Origin of the sequence: Curtobacterium sp. MCBD17_028, assembly GCF_003234875.1 — a bacterium.
In the GTDB taxonomy this organism is placed as follows: Bacteria; Actinomycetota; Actinomycetes; order Actinomycetales; family Microbacteriaceae; genus Curtobacterium.
On sequence record NZ_QKTQ01000003.1, the window covers coordinates 66,338 to 84,004 of the forward strand.

The 17,667-nt window shown below is 73.4% G+C and carries 18 protein-coding genes; 12 read left to right on the forward strand and 6 right to left on the reverse strand.

The genetic code is table 11. The features are described from left to right. The first annotated feature begins 268 nt into the window (after positions 1-268). The 5 genes from DEI86_RS04760 (at position 269) to DEI86_RS04780 (ending at position 4,940) form a co-directional block, all read left to right on the forward strand. Positions 269-943 carry an acyl-CoA dehydrogenase gene (locus DEI86_RS04760; protein ID WP_111048936.1) on the forward strand — a complete coding sequence of 225 codons (675 nt, stop codon included), beginning with the start codon at positions 269-271 and terminating at the stop codon, positions 941-943. Next, entirely contained in the window at positions 916-1,656 is a 741-nt protein-coding gene (locus tag DEI86_RS04765; protein WP_111048937.1) for a hypothetical protein, read from the forward strand. The genes DEI86_RS04760 and DEI86_RS04765 overlap by 28 nt, the downstream gene beginning before the upstream one ends. Further along, positions 1,653-2,618 (forward strand): hypothetical protein, encoded by a 966-nt coding sequence (locus DEI86_RS04770; RefSeq protein WP_111048938.1) that lies wholly within the window; start codon positions 1,653-1,655, stop codon positions 2,616-2,618. Before DEI86_RS04765 ends, DEI86_RS04770 begins: the two co-directional genes overlap by 4 nt. Beyond that, positions 2,612-4,468, forward strand: coding sequence for a choice-of-anchor G family protein (locus DEI86_RS04775; protein WP_111048939.1), 1,857 nt, complete (start codon positions 2,612-2,614; stop codon positions 4,466-4,468). The genes DEI86_RS04770 and DEI86_RS04775 overlap by 7 nt, the downstream gene beginning before the upstream one ends. Positions 4,469-4,574: 106 nt before the next feature. Next, a complete protein-coding gene (locus DEI86_RS04780) occupies positions 4,575-4,940 on the forward strand; it encodes a hypothetical protein (RefSeq protein WP_111048940.1) in 366 nt (121 codons plus the stop codon). Between the two features lie 193 nt (positions 4,941-5,133). Here the strand turns inward: DEI86_RS04780 and DEI86_RS04785 are convergent, their stop codons facing one another. Further along, the gene (locus DEI86_RS04785; RefSeq protein WP_111011316.1) at positions 5,134-6,426 is read right to left on the reverse strand and encodes an adenylosuccinate synthase; all 1,293 of its coding nucleotides are present in this window, start codon (positions 6,424-6,426) and stop codon (positions 5,134-5,136) included. A 176-nt stretch (positions 6,427-6,602) separates the two neighbouring features. Here DEI86_RS04785 and DEI86_RS04790 point away from each other — a divergent pair, with 176 nt between their 5' ends. Genes DEI86_RS04790 through DEI86_RS04800 form a run of 3 tightly spaced genes read left to right on the forward strand, consistent with a single transcriptional unit; the run spans position 6,603 to position 9,891 of the window. Continuing rightward, positions 6,603-7,520, forward strand: coding sequence for a bacteriorhodopsin (locus tag DEI86_RS04790; protein WP_111048941.1), 918 nt, complete (start codon positions 6,603-6,605; stop codon positions 7,518-7,520). Beyond that, positions 7,517-8,782: a lycopene cyclase family protein gene (locus DEI86_RS04795; protein ID WP_181439703.1), complete on the forward strand. Its 1,266-nt coding sequence runs from the start codon at positions 7,517-7,519 to the stop codon at positions 8,780-8,782. The genes DEI86_RS04790 and DEI86_RS04795 overlap by 4 nt, the downstream gene beginning before the upstream one ends. Beyond that, complete coding sequence (locus DEI86_RS04800) at positions 8,779-9,891, forward strand: Brp/Blh family beta-carotene 15,15'-dioxygenase (RefSeq protein WP_111048943.1); 1,113 nt, start codon at positions 8,779-8,781, stop codon at positions 9,889-9,891. The genes DEI86_RS04795 and DEI86_RS04800 overlap by 4 nt, the downstream gene beginning before the upstream one ends. A gap of 105 nt (positions 9,892-9,996) precedes the next feature. On the opposite strand, the gene DEI86_RS04805 is transcribed toward DEI86_RS04800, so the two are convergent. Then, a complete protein-coding gene (locus tag DEI86_RS04805; RefSeq protein ID WP_258376465.1) occupies positions 9,997-10,728 on the reverse strand; it encodes a triose-phosphate isomerase family protein in 732 nt (243 codons plus the stop codon). Between the two features lie 126 nt (positions 10,729-10,854). Between DEI86_RS04805 and DEI86_RS04810 the strand changes: the two genes are divergently transcribed. Beyond that, positions 10,855-11,028: an Rv0909 family putative TA system antitoxin gene (locus DEI86_RS04810; RefSeq protein ID WP_111011321.1), complete on the forward strand. Its 174-nt coding sequence runs from the start codon at positions 10,855-10,857 to the stop codon at positions 11,026-11,028. 159 nt (positions 11,029-11,187) lie between these two features. Here the strand turns inward: DEI86_RS04810 and DEI86_RS04815 are convergent, their stop codons facing one another. Together DEI86_RS04815 and DEI86_RS16465 are read right to left on the reverse strand one after the other, a co-directional pair. After that, positions 11,188-11,529: a hypothetical protein gene (locus DEI86_RS04815; protein ID WP_111012275.1), complete on the reverse strand. Its 342-nt coding sequence runs from the start codon at positions 11,527-11,529 to the stop codon at positions 11,188-11,190. A 175-nt stretch (positions 11,530-11,704) separates the two neighbouring features. Continuing rightward, complete coding sequence (locus DEI86_RS16465) at positions 11,705-11,875, reverse strand: hypothetical protein (protein ID WP_181434603.1); 171 nt, start codon at positions 11,873-11,875, stop codon at positions 11,705-11,707. A gap of 300 nt (positions 11,876-12,175) precedes the next feature. Here DEI86_RS16465 and DEI86_RS04820 point away from each other — a divergent pair, with 300 nt between their 5' ends. The 3 genes from DEI86_RS04820 to DEI86_RS04830 are packed head-to-tail and all read left to right on the forward strand — an operon-like array spanning position 12,176 to position 15,677. Beyond that, a complete protein-coding gene (locus DEI86_RS04820; RefSeq protein ID WP_111048944.1) occupies positions 12,176-12,856 on the forward strand; it encodes a TetR/AcrR family transcriptional regulator in 681 nt (226 codons plus the stop codon). Further along, positions 12,853-13,572 (forward strand): hypothetical protein, encoded by a 720-nt coding sequence (locus DEI86_RS04825; protein WP_111048945.1) that lies wholly within the window; start codon positions 12,853-12,855, stop codon positions 13,570-13,572. The genes DEI86_RS04820 and DEI86_RS04825 overlap by 4 nt, the downstream gene beginning before the upstream one ends. Beyond that, the gene (locus tag DEI86_RS04830; protein ID WP_111048946.1) at positions 13,569-15,677 is read left to right on the forward strand and encodes a YhgE/Pip domain-containing protein; all 2,109 of its coding nucleotides are present in this window, start codon (positions 13,569-13,571) and stop codon (positions 15,675-15,677) included. The genes DEI86_RS04825 and DEI86_RS04830 overlap by 4 nt, the downstream gene beginning before the upstream one ends. Positions 15,678-15,707: 30 nt before the next feature. Here DEI86_RS04830 and DEI86_RS04835 read toward each other — a convergent pair whose 3' ends face one another. Together DEI86_RS04835 and DEI86_RS04840 are read right to left on the reverse strand one after the other, a co-directional pair. Continuing rightward, positions 15,708-16,514 carry an NAD(P)-dependent oxidoreductase gene (locus DEI86_RS04835; protein ID WP_111048947.1) on the reverse strand — a complete coding sequence of 269 codons (807 nt, stop codon included), beginning with the start codon at positions 16,512-16,514 and terminating at the stop codon, positions 15,708-15,710. A gap of 282 nt (positions 16,515-16,796) precedes the next feature. After that, complete coding sequence (locus DEI86_RS04840) at positions 16,797-17,459, reverse strand: TrmH family RNA methyltransferase (protein WP_111049052.1); 663 nt, start codon at positions 17,457-17,459, stop codon at positions 16,797-16,799. Positions 17,460-17,667: the final 208 nt, after the last annotated feature.

A 17,667-nucleotide genomic window follows, 5' to 3' on the forward strand; every position in this document is an offset into this window, starting at 1 on the left:
TCCCCCGCAGTGGGGTACAGGGGTACGTCAGCGTCACACCGCCGGACACGTCCGCGCAGCGGGTGACGCGGCCTCGTCGTTGCCCCCAGTCTGCGGGGCAGGGCCTTGTGCACTGGACGCCAGTCCTGTCAACATCGTCAGCACGAACCGACGCGGTACGGACCGTCCAACGACCGGTCTCGCCGGCGCCTCCTCACCAGGGGCGCCTCGGCCACCTCCCCACCAGGGGTGGCCGCCGCGTGGGCAGGATCAGGACGAGGAGACAGGCATGGCCGACGTTCCAGCGCGCGCTGCGCGACGCACGAAGTTCTTCGCCGTCGCCGCCGGAGGCGCACTCGTCCTCGGGGGCCTCGGGTACACGCTGGCGTCGTGGACGGACACCGAGTGGGTGTTCGGCGGCACCGGCACCGATGACGCCCCCGCCGTCGGTACCTCGCAGTTCGAGGTCGAGCAGAGCGTCACGGCCCCGTTCGTCGACGCGGCCTCGGCGACGTGGACGAACGACGCCGCCGAACCGGGTGGGTCCATGCGGTTCTCGATGCCCTCGATGTCCCTGTCCCCCGGCGACACCACCTACGCGTCGGTCGTCCTCCGCACGACGTCGGACTCCGTCGCCGGTGACGTCGCGCTGCAGCACGCGATCGCCGCACCGGACACCGCCCTGGATCAGGACCTGTGGAACGCGCTCACCGTCCGGGTGACCGCGACGCCACAGGCAGGCGCGGCGTGCGATGCGACGGCCTTCACGGGAGCGGCGGACGTCATCGCGTCCGGCGCCCTCGGGAGCGCCCAGGACGCGACGGGTGCCACCCAGCACCTGACCGCGCAGTCCGGTTCGCTCGAGCAGTACTGCTTCGCGGTGACCCTGCCGACCGGCAGCCCCGACAGCCTGCAGGGCCTGTCCGTCACCCCGGCGTGGCAGTTCGCGTCGACCTCCGACTGACCGACGTCGTGACGACCACCGACACCCAGACTCCCGGCGCGGCCACGTCTCCCGCCGGGACCCCCGCCCTCGCAGTCCCCACCGCGCGAGGGCACCGGGCCCGCGACCGTCGTACCCACGCGTCGCGGGCCCGGCACTCCGGGACACCCCGGCCCACCGCCGGCGCGCGGGTCAAGGGCGTCGTCGTGACGCTCGCGGGCGTGTTCGGCATCGCCTGCGTCGCGTGGTGGCTCGTCGCGAAGATCGTGGGTCTGTCACTCGTCGTCGTCACCACGGGCTCGATGACCCCGACGATCCCCGCCGGCGGCATCGCGGTCGACCACCAGGAACCTGCCGCGACACTCCGCCCGGGCATGATCGTCACGGTCCCGAAGCCGGACGCGGACCTGCCCGTCACGCACCGCATCGTCCGCGTCGACACCGTCCCCGGGCACCCCGAGGCGCGGTCGCTCACCCTCCGCGGTGACGCCAACGCGATCGAGGACCCCAACCCGTACGTCGTCGACCACGCCGGTGTCGTGCTCGCGCACGCGCCGCGGGTCGGTTCGCTGCTCGTCACCGTCACCAGCGCACCCGTTCGCGGGCTGGCCGTCGCCCTCGTCGGACTGCTCGTCATCTGGGCGTTCTGGCCCGCCGGCGAGCGGACCGCGCCCGGAGCGCGAACGCGGAACGACGCGGCGGCGAGCACGGAGGCGACCACGGGGAAACCGTGACCGTCCGCACGCAGCGCGAGCACCGCCTCCCGGCCCGGGCCGCCGTCGCCGTGGCCGGAGCGGCGGTCGCCACCGTGCTCGGCGCCACGACCACCGCTGCCGCGGCCGAGACCTGGATGCCGGTGCCCGAGACCGGCGATCCGGGCGAGCTCATGCTCATGAGCGACGCGTACCCGGTCCGGCTGCCGGACCTGTCGCCGGGCGATCCCGCGTCCTGGCAGCTGCACACGCACGTCGACCAGCACCAGCGGGTGCGCCTGGACCTGCGACTGCAGAAGGACGGTGCGCTCGCGTCCGCGCCGGACGGCCTCCGCGTCCGCGTCGACGCCTGCCAGCAAGCCTGGACGGACGTGGACGGCACGCCGTCGTGCGCGACCGGCGGCTGGAGCATCGCCCGCAGCACGCCCGCCGACCAGGTGGCGACGCAGAGCCCGATGTTCTCGATCGCACCGAGCGACAGCGACGGCACGGTGTACCTGCTCGTCACCCTCGCGCTCGCGGACACGGCGAGCGCCGCATCCGACAGCGCGCTCATGGGGCTCACCGCGACGGTCGGGCTCGGCGTCACGGCCACCGCGCAGGACGGATCGGCTGCGCCCGCACCGACCGCGCCGTCGACCGCGCCGCCGGGTTCCGCGCCTCCGTCGTCCGATCCGAGCCCCGCCGCCACGGGCGGACCGGGGTCGGGTGGCACGAGCACCGGCAGCGGCTCGGGCACCAGCAGCGGCACCGGCAGCGCCACTCGGCCGGGAGGCCCTGCCCCGATCAACGCATCGACCATCCGTTCCACGCTGCTCGCGTTCACCGGCGGTGGGTTCCTCGGACCGCTGTTCCTGGGCACCGCGGTCGTGCTCGCGGGGCTCGCGGTGCGCTGGCGACGGGCGGACCGGACGGCCGGAGAGCGCGCCGGAGCCGCCGGGGCAGCCGGCACCGGAACCGCATCCGGGACGGACGCATGCTGATCCCCCGCTCCCCCGCACGACACCGCCGGCCCCGAACCCTGCTCGAGGACCGACGCCTCCGCCGTCGGCTCGCACTCGTCGTCGCCGCGGCAACGACCGTCGCCGTCGTACTCCCCGGTGTCGCCGCTGCGATCGCCCCGAGCACGGCGTCGTGGACCGACCGCGAGTGGGACGCCGGCCGACTCAGCACCTCCGCACTCGCGTGCGGGACGGACACGGACTCCACGGCGACGTCGTCGAGCAGGTTCCTGACCGGGACGCTCGCCGGCACGTCCGTCGACAGCACCGCGGACGTCGAGGGGGTCACGGTGGCCAAGGCCGGCACCGCGGCGGCCACGGTCGACCCGGTCACCGCGCCGGCACTCGACACGGGCGGCGACACCACGGTCGCCGCGTTCGGGAACCCGTTGCAGGTGAACGCGCTCGGCGGTCTCGCCGGACTCGACCTGACGGGGTTGGGGACGGGCCTCCCGGCCGGGTCGACCGGTGCCGTCAACCAGATGGCGACCGTCAGCAGCACCGGCGCCACGACCGCCGCGTCCGGCCTCGTGTCGAACTCGGGCGGCGTGCTCGTCACGGACAGCACCCCGTCCGCCGACTTGCCGGAGCCGGCGTCCCTCGACCTGACGAGCGCGCTCGGGCCGATCGCGAACGTCACCTCCCCGGCACTCGACGTCGGCGCGGTCGGGTCGTCGGCGCAGCTTGACGGATGCGACGCGCTCGAGGACCAGCTCTGGGGCACCAGCTCCAGCTCGACGGTCGACGAGACCGGGGCGGTCGTCCGACCCGCGGCGCTCGCGGACGAGGGCACCGTCGTCCGCGCCGCCGCCACCACGACCGACCCGGTCCGCCGCGACTACGGCATCGCGAGCCTCGACCTGCGGCTCAGGAGCCCCCTGGCGGCGGCGCTCGTGCCGAACATCCGGACGACGGTGAACGGCACGATCAGTGCGGTCACCGGACCCAGCGGTTCACTCGTGCAGGGCGTCGTGGGCATCGTCGGCGGGCTCCTCGGCTCGTTGAGCCTCGGCAGCGCCCAGGCGACCATCGACACCGCCCCGGTCACGGCGCTGATCAACGGCCTGACGGGGCCGCTGACCGACTCGACGAACACGGTGAGCGTGGACCTGAGCACCGGCACGGTCGAGGTCGACCTCGCACACCTGCTCGGGCACGCCCAGCTCGACGACCTGCCCCCGAACACCGAGATCGTGCTCGATCCGACCCTCCTCGCCGCGGTCAGCGTCGACGTCACCACCCTGCTGACCGATTGGGTCCGCCGCGTCGCGACCATGATCGTCACCACCGTGCAGGCGTCGTCGCTCACCCTCAGCGTGACGCTGCAGGTGCTCGGCTCGCGGCTCACCATCGCGCTGCCGAGCGGTGCGACGGTCGGTGGTGCCGCGGCGAACGGAGGCGGGGTGACCCTGAGCGGCGGCGTCCTCGGACTCGTCGGAGGGCTCCTGTCGAGCTTGACGAGTGGCATCGTCGGGAGCATCGAGCGCGTGCTCACGAAGAACCTGATCACACCGCTCCAGAACCTCCTGACGACGGCGATCCCGGGGTCCAGCACCGCCACCACGGCCGCCACCACGATCACCGCGCTCGGTACCGCACTCTCGTCCGTCACCGTGCTGCTGCCGCGGGTCCTGTCACTGCGCGTGAACGTCCAGACGACGACCGGGGGTGGGCGTCGAGCCGACGGCGGGGCCACGACCCCGACCTACACCGAGACCGCGCTGCGGATCGGACTCGTCAGCAACGGGCAGGGCGCCGACCTCGCACACCTCGACCTCGCGACGTCGAGGGTCGGCCCGGTGAGCGTCACCGGCTCCGGACTGAGCACCTGACGCCCGCCGCCCCGCGCCGGTACCGGGAGCTCCCGCCACGCAAGGCCTTGGTGATCGGGTGCGACACCTGGTCGAATGGCTCCCAGGCCGACCGTCAGGAGGACGCGTGCACGCCGGAGACCTGTCAGCCGCGCTGTGGAACGAGCGCGCGCTGCTCGAACGCCTCGTCAACGCGACCCGGACCGCACGCCCCGCAGCCGAGTGCGACGCCGTCCTGGAGGACCTCCGTGCCGCCCGCCTCGTCCGTGACGTCCACCTCGCCACCGTCCTCCGCGATCTGCACCGCGCCGAGGATGCGGGCCTGTCCGCGTTGCTCGAGCCGGGCCTCCCGGCCCCGTGGGACCTGATCCTGCCCGAGCACGTGACGGCGATCCGCGCGCTGGCGGCCGAGATCGACGCGCAGGAGCGCGGGCGCCCCGGTGCCGCCCCCGCGCGATGGCCGGCGTTCGCGGCCGCCGCCGGGTACCGCTGACGCCCGGGCGGCTGGCCAGCCGACCGGGCACCGGCCTCCGGCCGCTCCCCCGAACCGCGAGATCGCACTCGTTGCCGCTTCGACCGGGGTCATAGCGGCAACGACTGCGATCTCGCGGGAGAGAAGGGGCGCCACCGGCCGGCGCCGGCGCCCCGGCGGCCGACGCGGCCGGAGGGGGCGCCCGCGGCGTCGGCTACTCGGCGCCGAGGAGGTCGTGGCGCACGACGATGGCGTCACGGCCGGGGCCGACGCCGATCGCGGAGATGCGTGCGCCGGACATCGCCTCGACCGCGAGCACGTAGTCCTGCGCGTTCTTCGGCAGGTCGTCGAAGCTCCGCGCGCCCGAGATGTCCTCGGACCAGCCGGGGAACTCCTGGTACACGGGCACGGCGTGGTGGAAGTCCGACTGCGACACCGGGACCTCGTCCATGCGCTCGCCGTCGACCTCGTACGCGACACAGACCGGGATCGTCTCGAGGCCCGTCAGGACGTCGAGCTTCGTGAGCACGAAGTCCGTCACACCGTTGATCCGGGCCGAGTACCGGGCGATCGGGGCGTCGTACCAGCCGCAGCGGCGCGGCCGTCCGGTCGTCGTGCCGAACTCGAACCCGTTCGCACGGAGGAACTCCCCCGACTCGTCGAACAGCTCGGTCGGGAACGGGCCGGCGCCGACCCGGGTCGTGTACGCCTTGACGATGCCGATGACGCGTTCGATGCGGCCGGGACCGATGCCGGAACCCGTGGCGGCGCCGCCCGCCGTGGCCGAGGACGACGTGACGAACGGGTACGTGCCGTGGTCGACATCGAGCATGGTGGCCTGGCCGGCCTCGAAGAGGACGGTGTCGCCGCGCTCGAGCGCCCGGTGGATCTCGAGCGCCGTGTCGGTCACCATCGGGCGGAGCCGGTCGGCGAACGACAGGAGCGACTCGACGACCTCCTCCGCCTCGATCGCCCGGCGGTTGTAGACCTTGACCAGCAGGTGGTTCTTCTGCTCGAGCGCGGCCTCGACCTTCTGCCGCAGGATGTTCTCGTCGAAGATGTCCTGGATCCGGATGCCGACGCGGTTGATCTTGTCGGCGTAGGTCGGCCCGATGCCCCGGCCGGTCGTGCCGATCTGCCGCTTGCCGAGGAACCGCTCGGTCACCTTGTCGATGGTCCGGTGGTAGTGCGTGATGACGTGGGCGTTCGCCGACACCCGCAGCTTCGAGACGTCGACCCCGCGGGCCCGGAGCGCGTCGAGCTCCTGGAACAGGACCTCGAGGTCGACGACGACGCCGTTGCCGATGACCGGCGTGACGCCCGGCGTGAGGATGCCCGAGGGCAGCAGATGCAGGGCGTACTTCTGTCCGTCGACCACGACCGTGTGCCCGGCGTTGTTGCCGCCGTTGAACTTGACGACGTAGTCGATGCGGCTGCCGAGGAGGTCGGTGGCCTTCCCCTTGCCCTCGTCCCCCCACTGGGCTCCGATGATCACGACTGCGGGCATGTGGTTCTCCTCACGTCTGCGGAGGACCGGGCCCGACCGAGCGGCCGGTGGTCCACCCGATTCTATCGGGCTCGTTTCCCCCGTTACCTGGGGCGTCGGGCAGTCGCCTCCGAGCATCGTCAGGGCGGTCCGCAGCGCGCGGCGGCCGCCCCGGTGGCCACGACGAGAGGTGCAGCATGCACGACGACACCATCGCCCCTTGGAAGGTGCCCCTGACCGAGGCCGAACACTCCGTGATCCTCTACGCGCTGGCGGTGGCGGGCCTGGCCATGATCGCCTACTTCATCAAGTCGTGGACGTCGCGCAACGAGGTCTCGCCGCGCTACCGCACCTCGGTCTACGCGAGCATGGGGATCACCGCGGTCGCGTTCCTGTCGTACGTGCTGCTCGTCATCAAGTTCGACCTCGGCTACGACCAGCACGGCAGCCGGTGGCTGCCGAACAGCGACGCGATGCTGAGCTGGACCCCGCGGTACATGGACTGGACGGTCACCGTCCCGATGCTCATGATCGAGCTCATCGGCGTCGCGATGCTCGCGGGGCCGGCGGCTCGACGCGTCCGGTTCGTCGGCATCGGTGCCGCGTTCCTCATGATCACGACCGGGTACATCGGCGGCGTGGTCATCGACGACGGGGAGTCCCTGGGCGGCCTCGCGCTGTGGGGGTCGATCTCCGGCGTGTTCATGGTGGTCCTGTACATCGTGATCATCTACGTCATGGTGGGCAGTCGCCGGCAGTTCGCCGACGGGGAGGCGATCGGCACCTACACGAACGCGTGCATCCTGTTGCTCGTCACCTGGTTCGTGTACCCCATCGTGTTCGGCCTGCAGGGCTGGGGCCACGGTGGCGCCGTCACCACCTGGATGCAGGTGCTGCTCTCCGCCGCCGACATCGCGGCCAAGGTGGGCTTCGGCGCCATGATCCACAAGGTCGCGAAGCTCCGCACGGCAGCCGACGTCCGCGACCACGAGGACACGCACCCCGAGTCGGTGTGGTGGTCGTCGGTCAAGGTCTCGGACGCGGTCCTGCCGCCGCTGTCGGAGTCGGTCCGCGCCTCGGCGCAGGGAGCGCCGCGGGTCAAGCGCCCCCGGTGAGCGGCGCGCTCGCGCACGACGCCCGCCCGGGCACGGGCACGGGCACGACGGCAGCGCCGGAGCCCGGGTCCGCGCGCAACCCCGTCCCGGTCGACTACGCGGTGCTCGGCGCGGGGTGCGCGGGGCTCGCCACCGCGATCGCCCTCGCCGAGCGCAGGTCGGCCGGGTCCGTCGTGTTGCTCGACGCCCGCACGGCCTACACGGACGACCACACGTGGTCGTTCTGGCACGTGGAACCGACACCGTTCGACGACTGCATCACGGCGCGCTGGTCGTCCTGGGCCGTCCGTGCGGGTGGGCGCACCGTGACGACGACGGCCGCCGCGACCCCGTACGTCTCGATCCGTGCGTCCGACTACTACCGGGAGGCCCTGCATCGGCTGGCGGGGCTGGCCGACGTCCGGCTCCGGCTCGGCACCGCCGTCACCGGCGTCGACGCCGGCCCCGACGGCAGCACGGTTCGGACACCATCGGGCGACGTTCCGGCCCGGCGCGTGGTGGACGCCCGCGGGCCGGTCGACACCAGGCCGGAGGACGGCGGCGGTGCGTTCGCGCAGCGCTTCCTCGGCGTCCGGGTCCGCGCGCACCGTCCCGTGTTCGACCCCGGGGTGGTCACACTGATGGACTTCGACGTCGACCAGTCCCGCGGGATCCACTTCGTGTACGTCCTGCCCGCGTCGAGGACCGAGGCGCTCGTCGAGGACACCTACCTGACGGAGGCGGCGGTGCCTCGCGCGGTCCTCGAGGCAGGGATCACGACGTACCTCCGGGAGCGCCACGGACTCGGCCCCGACGAGCTCGACCGCATGGGCGGCGAGCACGGCGTGATCCCGATGCGGCTCGCTGGGCGTGATGTGCCGCCGGACATCGTCGGCGTCCGTGGAGGAGCGGTGCGACCGAGCACCGGGTACGCGTTCCTGCGGATCCAGCGCGCGGCCGCCGGGCTCGCCGCGGGGCATCGGACCCCGCCCCGCGGACCGATGCGGACGTGGGTGCTCGACACCGTGTTCCTGCGGTTCCTCCAGGACCGCCCCGACGCGGTCCCGGGTGTCTTCCTCCGGATGTTCGACCGGGTCCCGGGGGACGCCCTGGTCCGGTTCCTCACGGAGCGCTCGACGGCCCGCGACGACCTGCGGATGGTCCTGGCGCTGCCGACGGTCCCGTTCCTGCTGGCGGCGGTCCGGGTGGTCGTGCGGGCGCTGCTCGCCACGGCACGGGATCGGCGAGCGGGACGGCTGGCGGACCGCTCGGCGCCCGGATGAGCAGCACGGGCCTCCCGGGCGTCGCGAGCGCGCCCGCTGACCTGCCACTGGACGGAGCCCTGCGCGGTGCCGTGCGGGGACGGGTGCTCCGGCCCGCCTCGCTGGTCCTCGGGGCCGTGCTGGTCGCCTGCGTCGCCCTCCGCGCCGCCGAGGTGCAGCTCCCCCCGGCGGTGCAGCTCGTGCCGTTCGCGCTCAGCCTCGTCGTGTTCGGCCTGCCGCACGGCGCGCTCGACCACCTCGTGCCGGTGCGCATGCGAGCGACAGCGCGGGCGCCGCTGTCGGTGTTCGTGGTCGTCGTGGCGTACCTGGTCCTCGGTAGCGCGACCGCAGTGCTCTGGTGGGCGGCACCACTCGTCGGCTTCGCCGGCTTCATCGGGCTGACGTGGTTCCACTGGGGACAGGGCGACCTGTGGGTGCGACAGTCGGTCGAGGCCCGGCCGGCATCCGTGCCGCTCGCGGTCGGGACCGTCGTCGTCCGCGGTGGGATCCCGATGCTCGTGCCGTTCGTCACGCAGCCGGCGGTGTACCGACAGGTCCTGCTCGACACCGCGGGCGTGGTGCGGCACGTGCCCCCGGGCGACGTCGCCGCGGTGTTCCAACCCACCGTCCGCGTGGCCGTCGGTGTGGTGTTCGCCGCCACGGTCCTCCTGACCGTCCTGGTGGAGGCGTGCTCAGCCCGGGCCCATCCGGCGCAGCGTCGCGCGTTCGGACGGGACCTGGGCGCGACCCTGTTCCTCGTCGCGTTCTTCGCCGTCGTACCGGCGGTCCTGGCTGTTGGTCTGTACTTCTGCCTGTGGCACGCGCTCCGGCACATCGTCCGGCTCGAGCTGCTCGACCCGGCGTCGGCGTCGGACCTGCGCGCCGGGCGTCCGGTCCGGCCGTTCCTGCGGTTCGCGCGCGACGCCTGGCCGGTCACGGCGATCGCGACGGCCATGCTCGTGGCACTCGCCCTGCTCCGCCGCGGTGACGGTTCGCCGCTCGGCGTGTACCTCGCGTTGATCGCGGCGCTCACCGTCCCGCACGTCGCGGTCGTGGCCTGGATGGACCGGCGACAGGGCGTGTGGGGCGTGCGCCGGCACCGTCGGGAGGCGCGGCGCGACGAGGGCTGATGCGGGCCTCGTGACTCGCCCCACGGTGCCGAGGTCGCAGCACACTCCGCTTCCCACCGCGCCCGTTGACGGCGCGTTCTGCGATTCGGCAGCGTGAACGGGGGGTCAGGCGGTGAGGGCCGCGGCCTCGTCGAGGACCCGGCGGACGTTCTCCGGATCGTGGGCGAAGCGCCCGAGGAACAGGCCGTCCACGCTCGGGCGGAGCCGTCCGAGCAACCCCGGGCCCGCACTCCCCCCGTAGACGATCGGCGTGCCCGCGAGCGCTCCCGGCAGTCCGTCGCGCAGGGCGTCGACGGTCGCCGTGACGTGGGACGCTGGGGCCGGTTCCGCGGCACCGATCGCCCAGACCGGCTCGTACGCGATCATGAGCGGTCCGGTCGTGGCGGCGCGGACCTGCTCGAGGCACCACGCGGCGGCCTCCCCCGGGTCGCACCGCGTCGTCTCGCCGACGCACAGGAGCGGGGTGAGCCCGGCCTCCTGGGCGACGGCGACCTTGGCGGCGACCACCGCGTCGGTCTCGCCGTCGGCGCGACGCTCGGCGTGCCCGATCTCGGCCATCGCGACCCCGAGCTCGGCGAGCAGGGGCGCGCCGGTCTCGCCGGTGTGGGCGCCCTCGGCGTAGCGGCTGACGTCCTGCGCGGCGACGCGGACCCGGGTGCCCGCAGCGAGCCGGACGGCGGACTCGAGCAGCGGCGTCGAGGGCGCGACGAACAGCGCCACGCGGCCGTCGACCACGCCGGGGTGGTCCCGAGCGAGCTCGGTGACGCGGCCGAGCCAGTCGAGGGACTGGCGGTACGACAGATAGAGCTTGGTGCTGATGCCGATGTGGATGGTCACGAGCCCAGTGAACGCGATGACCGGCCGAGACGCTGGGAACGCTCCCCGCAGCCGGGAGGAACGTGGGCACCCAACGTCCGGGGCAGTGGATCCCGGGCGGGCTGGAGCACTCGGAAGGAGCACGACATGGCAGACCTCGGCGACAAGGCGAAGGACTTCGCGGACAGCGACAAGGGCGAGAAGGCGTCCGACGCCGGCCTCGACAAGGCGGCAGGCGCGGCCGACAAGGCCACGGGCGGCGGACACTCCGACCAGATCGAGAAGGGCGAGCAGGCCGCCGACGACAAGATCGGCAACTGACCCCGCTCCACCGACACGACGACGGCACCCGTTCCCTGTGGACCGGGTGCCGTCGTCGTCAGGGGGACCGGGTGCCGACTCGTCAGGGGACGGGTGCCGCCCCGTCAGGGAGGCTCGGGGCCGGTGGCTCCGTCGCCGTCCGGACCTGCGGCCGCTGGCTCAGTCGCCCTCGGGGCGCGGGACGCCAGCGCGGAAGTCCGGTGTGCCGTCGGCGTGGACCGGCGTCGCGCCCGACAGCTTCCGGGCACCCTCACGGAGCCGCTCGACGAACGCGGGGTCCTCGGGCTCGAGCTCGTCGTCCGGGGCGTCGTCGACGACGATCTCGCTGGCGGGTCCGATGAGCAGCGTCGCGTACGCGACCGATCCGTGGTCGTCGAAGGTCGGGACGTGCACGGTGTCCGTACCACCGGCCGCGCCGAGGGCCGCGGCGTACTCGATCACGGCGTCGGCGATCTCGCTCCCCGTCATGACCGCGGTGCTGTCGTAGTGGATGTACTTCATCGCTCCTCCTGCATCCTGCCGACCAGTGAAACACCGGCTCCCGGAGCGCGTTCACGTCCTGTCCAGGGAACGAGACGAACGCGCGTCCCGGCCGGGTCCCGGGACGACGACGGCACCCGCTCCGGTCAGGAGGGGTGCCGTCGTGGGCCGAGCGCGGGACGGACCCGCGGGGCGCTCAGGCCTGGAAGAAGTCCGCGTAGCTCGGGTCGAGCGGACGGCGCAGCTTCGACGTGCCCGAGACGCGGGCCTCGACCATGGCGGCGAGGGCGTCCGGCGGCGTCAGGCCACGGCGGCGCCACTCGATGGGGTTCTGGCGCAGGCTGGCGAGGGTCTCACGGTCGAGCATTGATGGCCTCCTGGTCGAGGAAGAGTTGGCGCATGTCGATGGGTTGCGTCGGGGGGAACGCGTCGACCGCGTGGGGCCCCTCGGGATTGCGCCGGTTCGTCATGGGTCGAGCATGGCATCGAAACACTAGGCCGTCTAACTACTTGTCCACCTTGCGCATCCTTTGCGTCAGAGCATCCCCTAGACGCGGGCCAAGGCCTCCGGAGGGCCGCAGAACGAACTCCGAGCCGCGTTGCGCAGCCGATCGCGATGCGCCACCCCGATGTTGCACAGCACTGTGCACGTTCGTAGGCTGATCCCATGCCCTCGAGGAGTCCGCGACGCGACGCAGCCGAGAACCGGGCCGCACTCGTCGACGCCGCCCGCACGGTCCTCCAGGCCGACCCCGACGGTTCGATCGAGACCATCGCCGCGGCGGCGGGCCTGTCGCGCCGCGCGGTCTACGGACACTTCCCCACCCGTGAGGACCTGGTCGACGAGGTCGTCACGGGCGGCGCGCGCCGGATCCTCGGCACGATGCCCGCGGCGGCCGAGCTCGCACCGCTCCTGCCCGACGTCCGCATCGCGACCATCGCCGCCGCGCTCTGGGCCGAGGTGGCCGACGTCCGCTCCCTGGCCCGGATCGCCCTGCACGGACCCTCGGTCGACCGCATCGCGTCGGTGTTCGCCCCGCTCCGCGCCGCCGTGATCGACGCCTGCGCCGACGGCGTCCGGGCCGGGCTCTTCCGCGACGACGTGCCCGTCGAATCGCTCGCGCGCCTGGTCGAGGGCGCCTGCATCGCCGTGCTCGACGAGGCCACACGCGCCGGCACGAGTCCCGCCGACGGGCACCGCATGGTCGTCGTGTCCGCACTCGGCATGGCAGGGCTGGACTGGAGGTCCTCCCTCCATGTCCTCGAGACCGTCCCGCCGCGGACACCCATCGTCGCACCCGCACCCGCATCCGCATCCAGACCCGTCACCCCGGAGCCGCCCGCATGATCCTCGAACTCGACGCCCTCGCGATCGGCAGCGGGCCCGGCGCCCCACTGCCCCCGGTGTCCGCCGTCGCCGAACCCGGTCGCCCCGGGCTCGTCGCCGTCGAGACCGAGCAGACCCCCGTCGTGGCGTCGCTCGTCGCCGGCGGCCGGATGCAGCCCGACGCCGGCCGCCTGCTCGTCGACGGTGTCGAGGACCCGGCCCGCGTCCGCCGGACGGTCGCCCTCGTCGACACACCGACCGTCGCCGAGCCCTTCGCCGTCATGACCGTGCGCCGCATCGTCCGCGAGGAACTCGCCTTCGCCGGACGCCACACCGGCCGCGACGCCGTCACGACCGTGCTCGACGAACTCGACCTGACCGAGTGGGCCGACACCCCGATCGAACGCGTCCCGACCGCGCCGCGCATCCGCCTGCTCGTCGAGCTCGCACTGCTGCGCGACGGCATCGAGGGGCTCGTCGTGACCACCCCCGAGCGCCACGGCGGGTCCGTGGCGGACTGGTTCGCGGTCCTCCAGAACGTCGCCGACCGCGGCATCGCCGTCCTCGTCATCGCCTCGGCGGCGGCCGTCGAGACCATCACCGCCATCATGCAGCGGAGCCAGCCACGAGCGGGAGGCACGGCCCACGACGGACGCGCACCGTCCCTCCCGGCCGCATCGCCAGCCGCACCCGCACCCGCACCCGCAGCGTCCACCCAGGGGAGCACCCGCTCGTGACCACACCCGCACTCGTCCGCGCCGAACTCGGCCGGCTCACCGCGACCCCCCTCGCCCGCGTCGCGTTCATCGCGCTCATGATCGTGCCGCTGCTGTACGGCGGGCTGTACCTGTGGGCGAACCAGAACCCCTACGCCAAGCTCGACCACGTCCCCGCCGCGCTCGTCGTCAACGACACCGGGGCGACCGTCGACGGCCACCACGTCGACTACGGCGAGCAGGTGGCGAAGCAGACCGTCCGCGACGGCTCGTTCGACTGGACCGTCACGTCGGCGTCGGCCGCCACCTCCGGCATCAAGTCCGGCCGCTACGACTTCGTGGTCACGATCCCCGCGGCGTTCTCCCAGGACCTCGCGAGCGCCTCGGACAGCGACCCGCAGCGCGCCGAGCTCGTCATGACGACGAGCGACGCCAACTCCTACCTCGCGTCGACGATCGCGGAGCAGGCCGGCAAGACCATGCGCACCTCGGTGTCCGAGCAGGTCGGCAAGCGAGCCGCCAAGACCCTGCTCGTCGGGCTCGCGGACATCCGGACGAACCTGCTGCCGGCCGTCCGGGGCAGCGGGTCACTCGCGTCCGGTCTCGGGACGGCCGAGTCGGGCGCCCAGCAGCTCGCGGCGGGGACGGGGAAGCTCTCCTCCGGGGCGTCGCAGCTCGCGTCGGGCACCGCCGACCTGCCGGCGCAGACCGCCGCACTCGCCTCGGGCGCGTCGCGGGTGGCCTCCGGCTCGGCCTCGGCCGCGTCGGGCGCCGCGTCCCTGGACGCCGGGCTCGACCAGCTCCGGTCCCAGACGGCCTCGCTGCCGTCGTCGACGCAGCAACTCGCGACCGGTGCCGCACGGGTCGCCGCCGGCAACCAGCAGCTCGCCACCACGTTCGACCCCGTGTTGAACGGCGTGGCCGCGCTGTCGCCCACCACCCTGCTGACGCAGATCCAGGCCGCCCTGCCCGCCGACGCCGCCCTGACACCCGCGCAGCAGGCCGCGATCGCCGCCGCGCTGCAGAACTCCACGCTGCAGCAGCAGATCACCGGCCTGCAGCAGCAGAGCGCCACGCTCCGCACCCAGCTCGACCAGCTCGCCTCCGGGTCCGCCCAGGTGTCGTCCGGCGCTGCCTCGCTCGCCGCCGCGACCCCCACGCTGACGAACGGCATCGCCCGGCTCGACGACGGCGCCGGCACGCTGTCCTCCGGTGCCGCCCAGGTCTCGAGCGGCGCCGCGGCCGTGTCCTCCGGGGCATCGGCCCTGGCGAAGGGCGCCACGACCCTGTCCTCGGGCGCGTCGTCCCTCGCCGCCGGGGCAGCCACGGCCGATGCCGGCGCGACGTCCCTGGCGTCCGGGCTCGACACCCTACACGCCGGCGCAGTCGAGCTGCACACGTCGCTCAAGTCCGGTCGGAACGACATCCCCGCATCGAACGCCTCGACCCGGAACGCGCAGGCGTCGGTCATCTCGGACCCGGTGCGCGTCGCCGACCAGGACATCGCCAACGCCGGGACGTACGGCGCGGGGCTCGCCCCGTTCTTCATCTCGCTCGCGGCGTGGATCGGCATGTACGCGCTGTTCCTGATCCTGCGGCCGATCTCCCGCCGCGCGATCACCGCCGTCCGGAAGCCCCTGCCGATCACGCTCGGCGCCTGGCTCACCCCGGCGCTGCTCGGCCTCGTGCAGATGCTCGCGCTGTTCGCGATCGTGCGGTTCGCGCTGGGGTTCGGCGTGGAGCACGTCGCGGGCACGATCGCCGTGATGGTCCTCGCGTCGGTCACCTTCGCCGCGATCATCATGATGCTCAACGTGCTGCTCGGGTCCGTCGGGCAGTTCCTCGGGCTCGTGCTCATGCTCATCCAGCTCGTCACCGCGGGCGGGACCTTCCCGTGGCAGACGCTGCCCGCGCCGCTCGCCGCACTGCACTTCGCCCTGCCGATGAGCTACTCGGTCGACGCGATCCGGCAGCTCATGTACGGCGCCTCGGTGTCCGCTGCGTGGTCGGACTCGGGCGTGCTCGCTTGCTGGCTGCTCGGGGCACTGGTGGTCACCGCGCTCGTGGCCGGGCGGCAGAGTCGGTTCCGGACGCTGCGGGACCTGCGGCCGAGCCTGATCGGGTAGGCCGGGGCTCCGAGCGACGGGGGCCTCGGGTCAGGGGGCCGGCTCGCCCAGGGGCTGCGTCGCCATGCTCCCCCCGAGCCACCGCATCTCCTCGTCGGGCATCGCGGCGAACTCCTCGTCCGACAGCACCGCGGCCGCGTCGTCGACCGGGCGGAACCCGATCCGCTCCCCCGCCGTCAGGTCGACCTGCGAGCCGCTGTTCCGGGAGGTCGCCCACACCACGTGGTGCCCCGGCTCGGTCAACCCGACGGTCACCTCGACGAGGCGCGCGAGGTCGTCCGCCGACGTCCACACCCACCGCGCCCGTCGGGAGTGCGGACGCTCGGGCGCGAACGCCGCGATCCGGGCCGAGACGATCGACATCTCGAAACGGTCGACGAACAGGCTCCCGAGGAGTTCCATCACGGCCTTCGACACCCCGTAGTACGAGTCCGGGCGGGGCAGCCGGTCGCCGGGGACACTGCTCGGGGCGTCGTGCTCCTCGGCGACGAACCCGACGGCGTGGATCGAGCTCGCGAGCAGCACGCGGAGCACCCCGTTCGCCGCGGCGACCTCGAGCACGTCCTTGGTCCCGGTCATGTTCGTCGCGACGATGTCGTCCCAGGTGGCCTCGGTCGGGATGCCCGCGAGGTGCACGACCGTGTCGACGCCGATCATCGCGGTCTCGAGCGCGGCGCGGTCGTGGAGTTCCCCCGGCACGAAGCGCTCCCCGTCGCCCACCGGTGGGTCGGGCTCGCGCGCGTCGAACAGCACGAGGGAGTGTCCGGCCGCCAGGAGCCTCGGGCGCAGCGCCGACCCGATGCGTCCCGCGGCCCCGGTGATGAGCAGCGTCGCCATGCGTCGACACTACGGCCGGGAGGCCCACCACGGCCCAGGCGAGCACGCGCCAGTCGTCGCTCGGTGCTGTCGCCGACGCCGCTGCACCCTCCCCCGGTGTTGAACCGCGGACGGGGGGCGTTGAACCGGGTACGGGACGTTGAACCGGGTGCGGGACGTTGAACCGGGGCATTCAGCGGTGCGACGTGCATTCGCGCGGTGCAACCCCGCCCCGGGGGTCGAGGTCGCGCCGCGGGCCGAGGTCGCACCGCGGGTCACGTCGGGTAGCGCCGGGCGTCGACGTCAGCCCGCCGGTCGACGCCCGGCGCCGGGCAACACCCCGTGCTGCACGATCCACGCGTGCATGACGATCGCCGCCGCGGCCGAGGCGTTGATGCTCCGGGTCGACCCGAACTGCGTGATCTCGAGGGACCGGTCCGCGCCGGCGAGGGCCTCGGGCGAGAGCCCCGGCCCCTCCTGCCCGAACAGGAACACGCACCGCTCGGGCACGGCCGCGGTCTCGATCGGCTCGGCGCCGGGCAGGTTGTCGATCGCGACGACCGGTCGCCCCTCGTCCCGCATCGCCGCGAGGAACGTCGCCACGTCGGGATGGTGCACCACGTGCTGGTACCGGTCGGTCACCATCGCCCCGCGTCGGTTCCAGCGCCGCCGTCCGATGATGTGGACCGTGCCGGCGAGGAACGCGTTCGCACTCCGCACGATCGACCCGATGTTGAGGTCGTGCTGCCAGTTCTCGATCGCCACGTCGAACCCGTGCCGACGGGTGTCGAGGTCGGCGACGATCGCCTCCATCCGCCAGTACCGGTAGGCGTCGACGACGTTGCGGGTGTCACCGTGCTGCAGCAGCTCGGGGTCGAGCCGTGGGTCGTCGGGCCACGGTCGGGGGTGGGGCCCGACCCCGTGGGTGGTGTGCTCGTGCGACGGCGGGAGGACGGGCGCCGGCACTGCGTCGGGGACGGCAGCGGGGCCTCCCGGCCGGACGGGGACGTCGGGTGCCGGGGCGTCATCGGTCACCAGTCGAGGATACGGCGGCCGGGAGGCACGGTTCCGGTCCCCGTGCGCGTTCCCGCACCGAGCGGGCGGCCGGGAGGTGCGGCTCGGGTCCGCGTGCTCGATCCCTCACCACGTGGCCGGGCTGGCACTCCGCCCACAG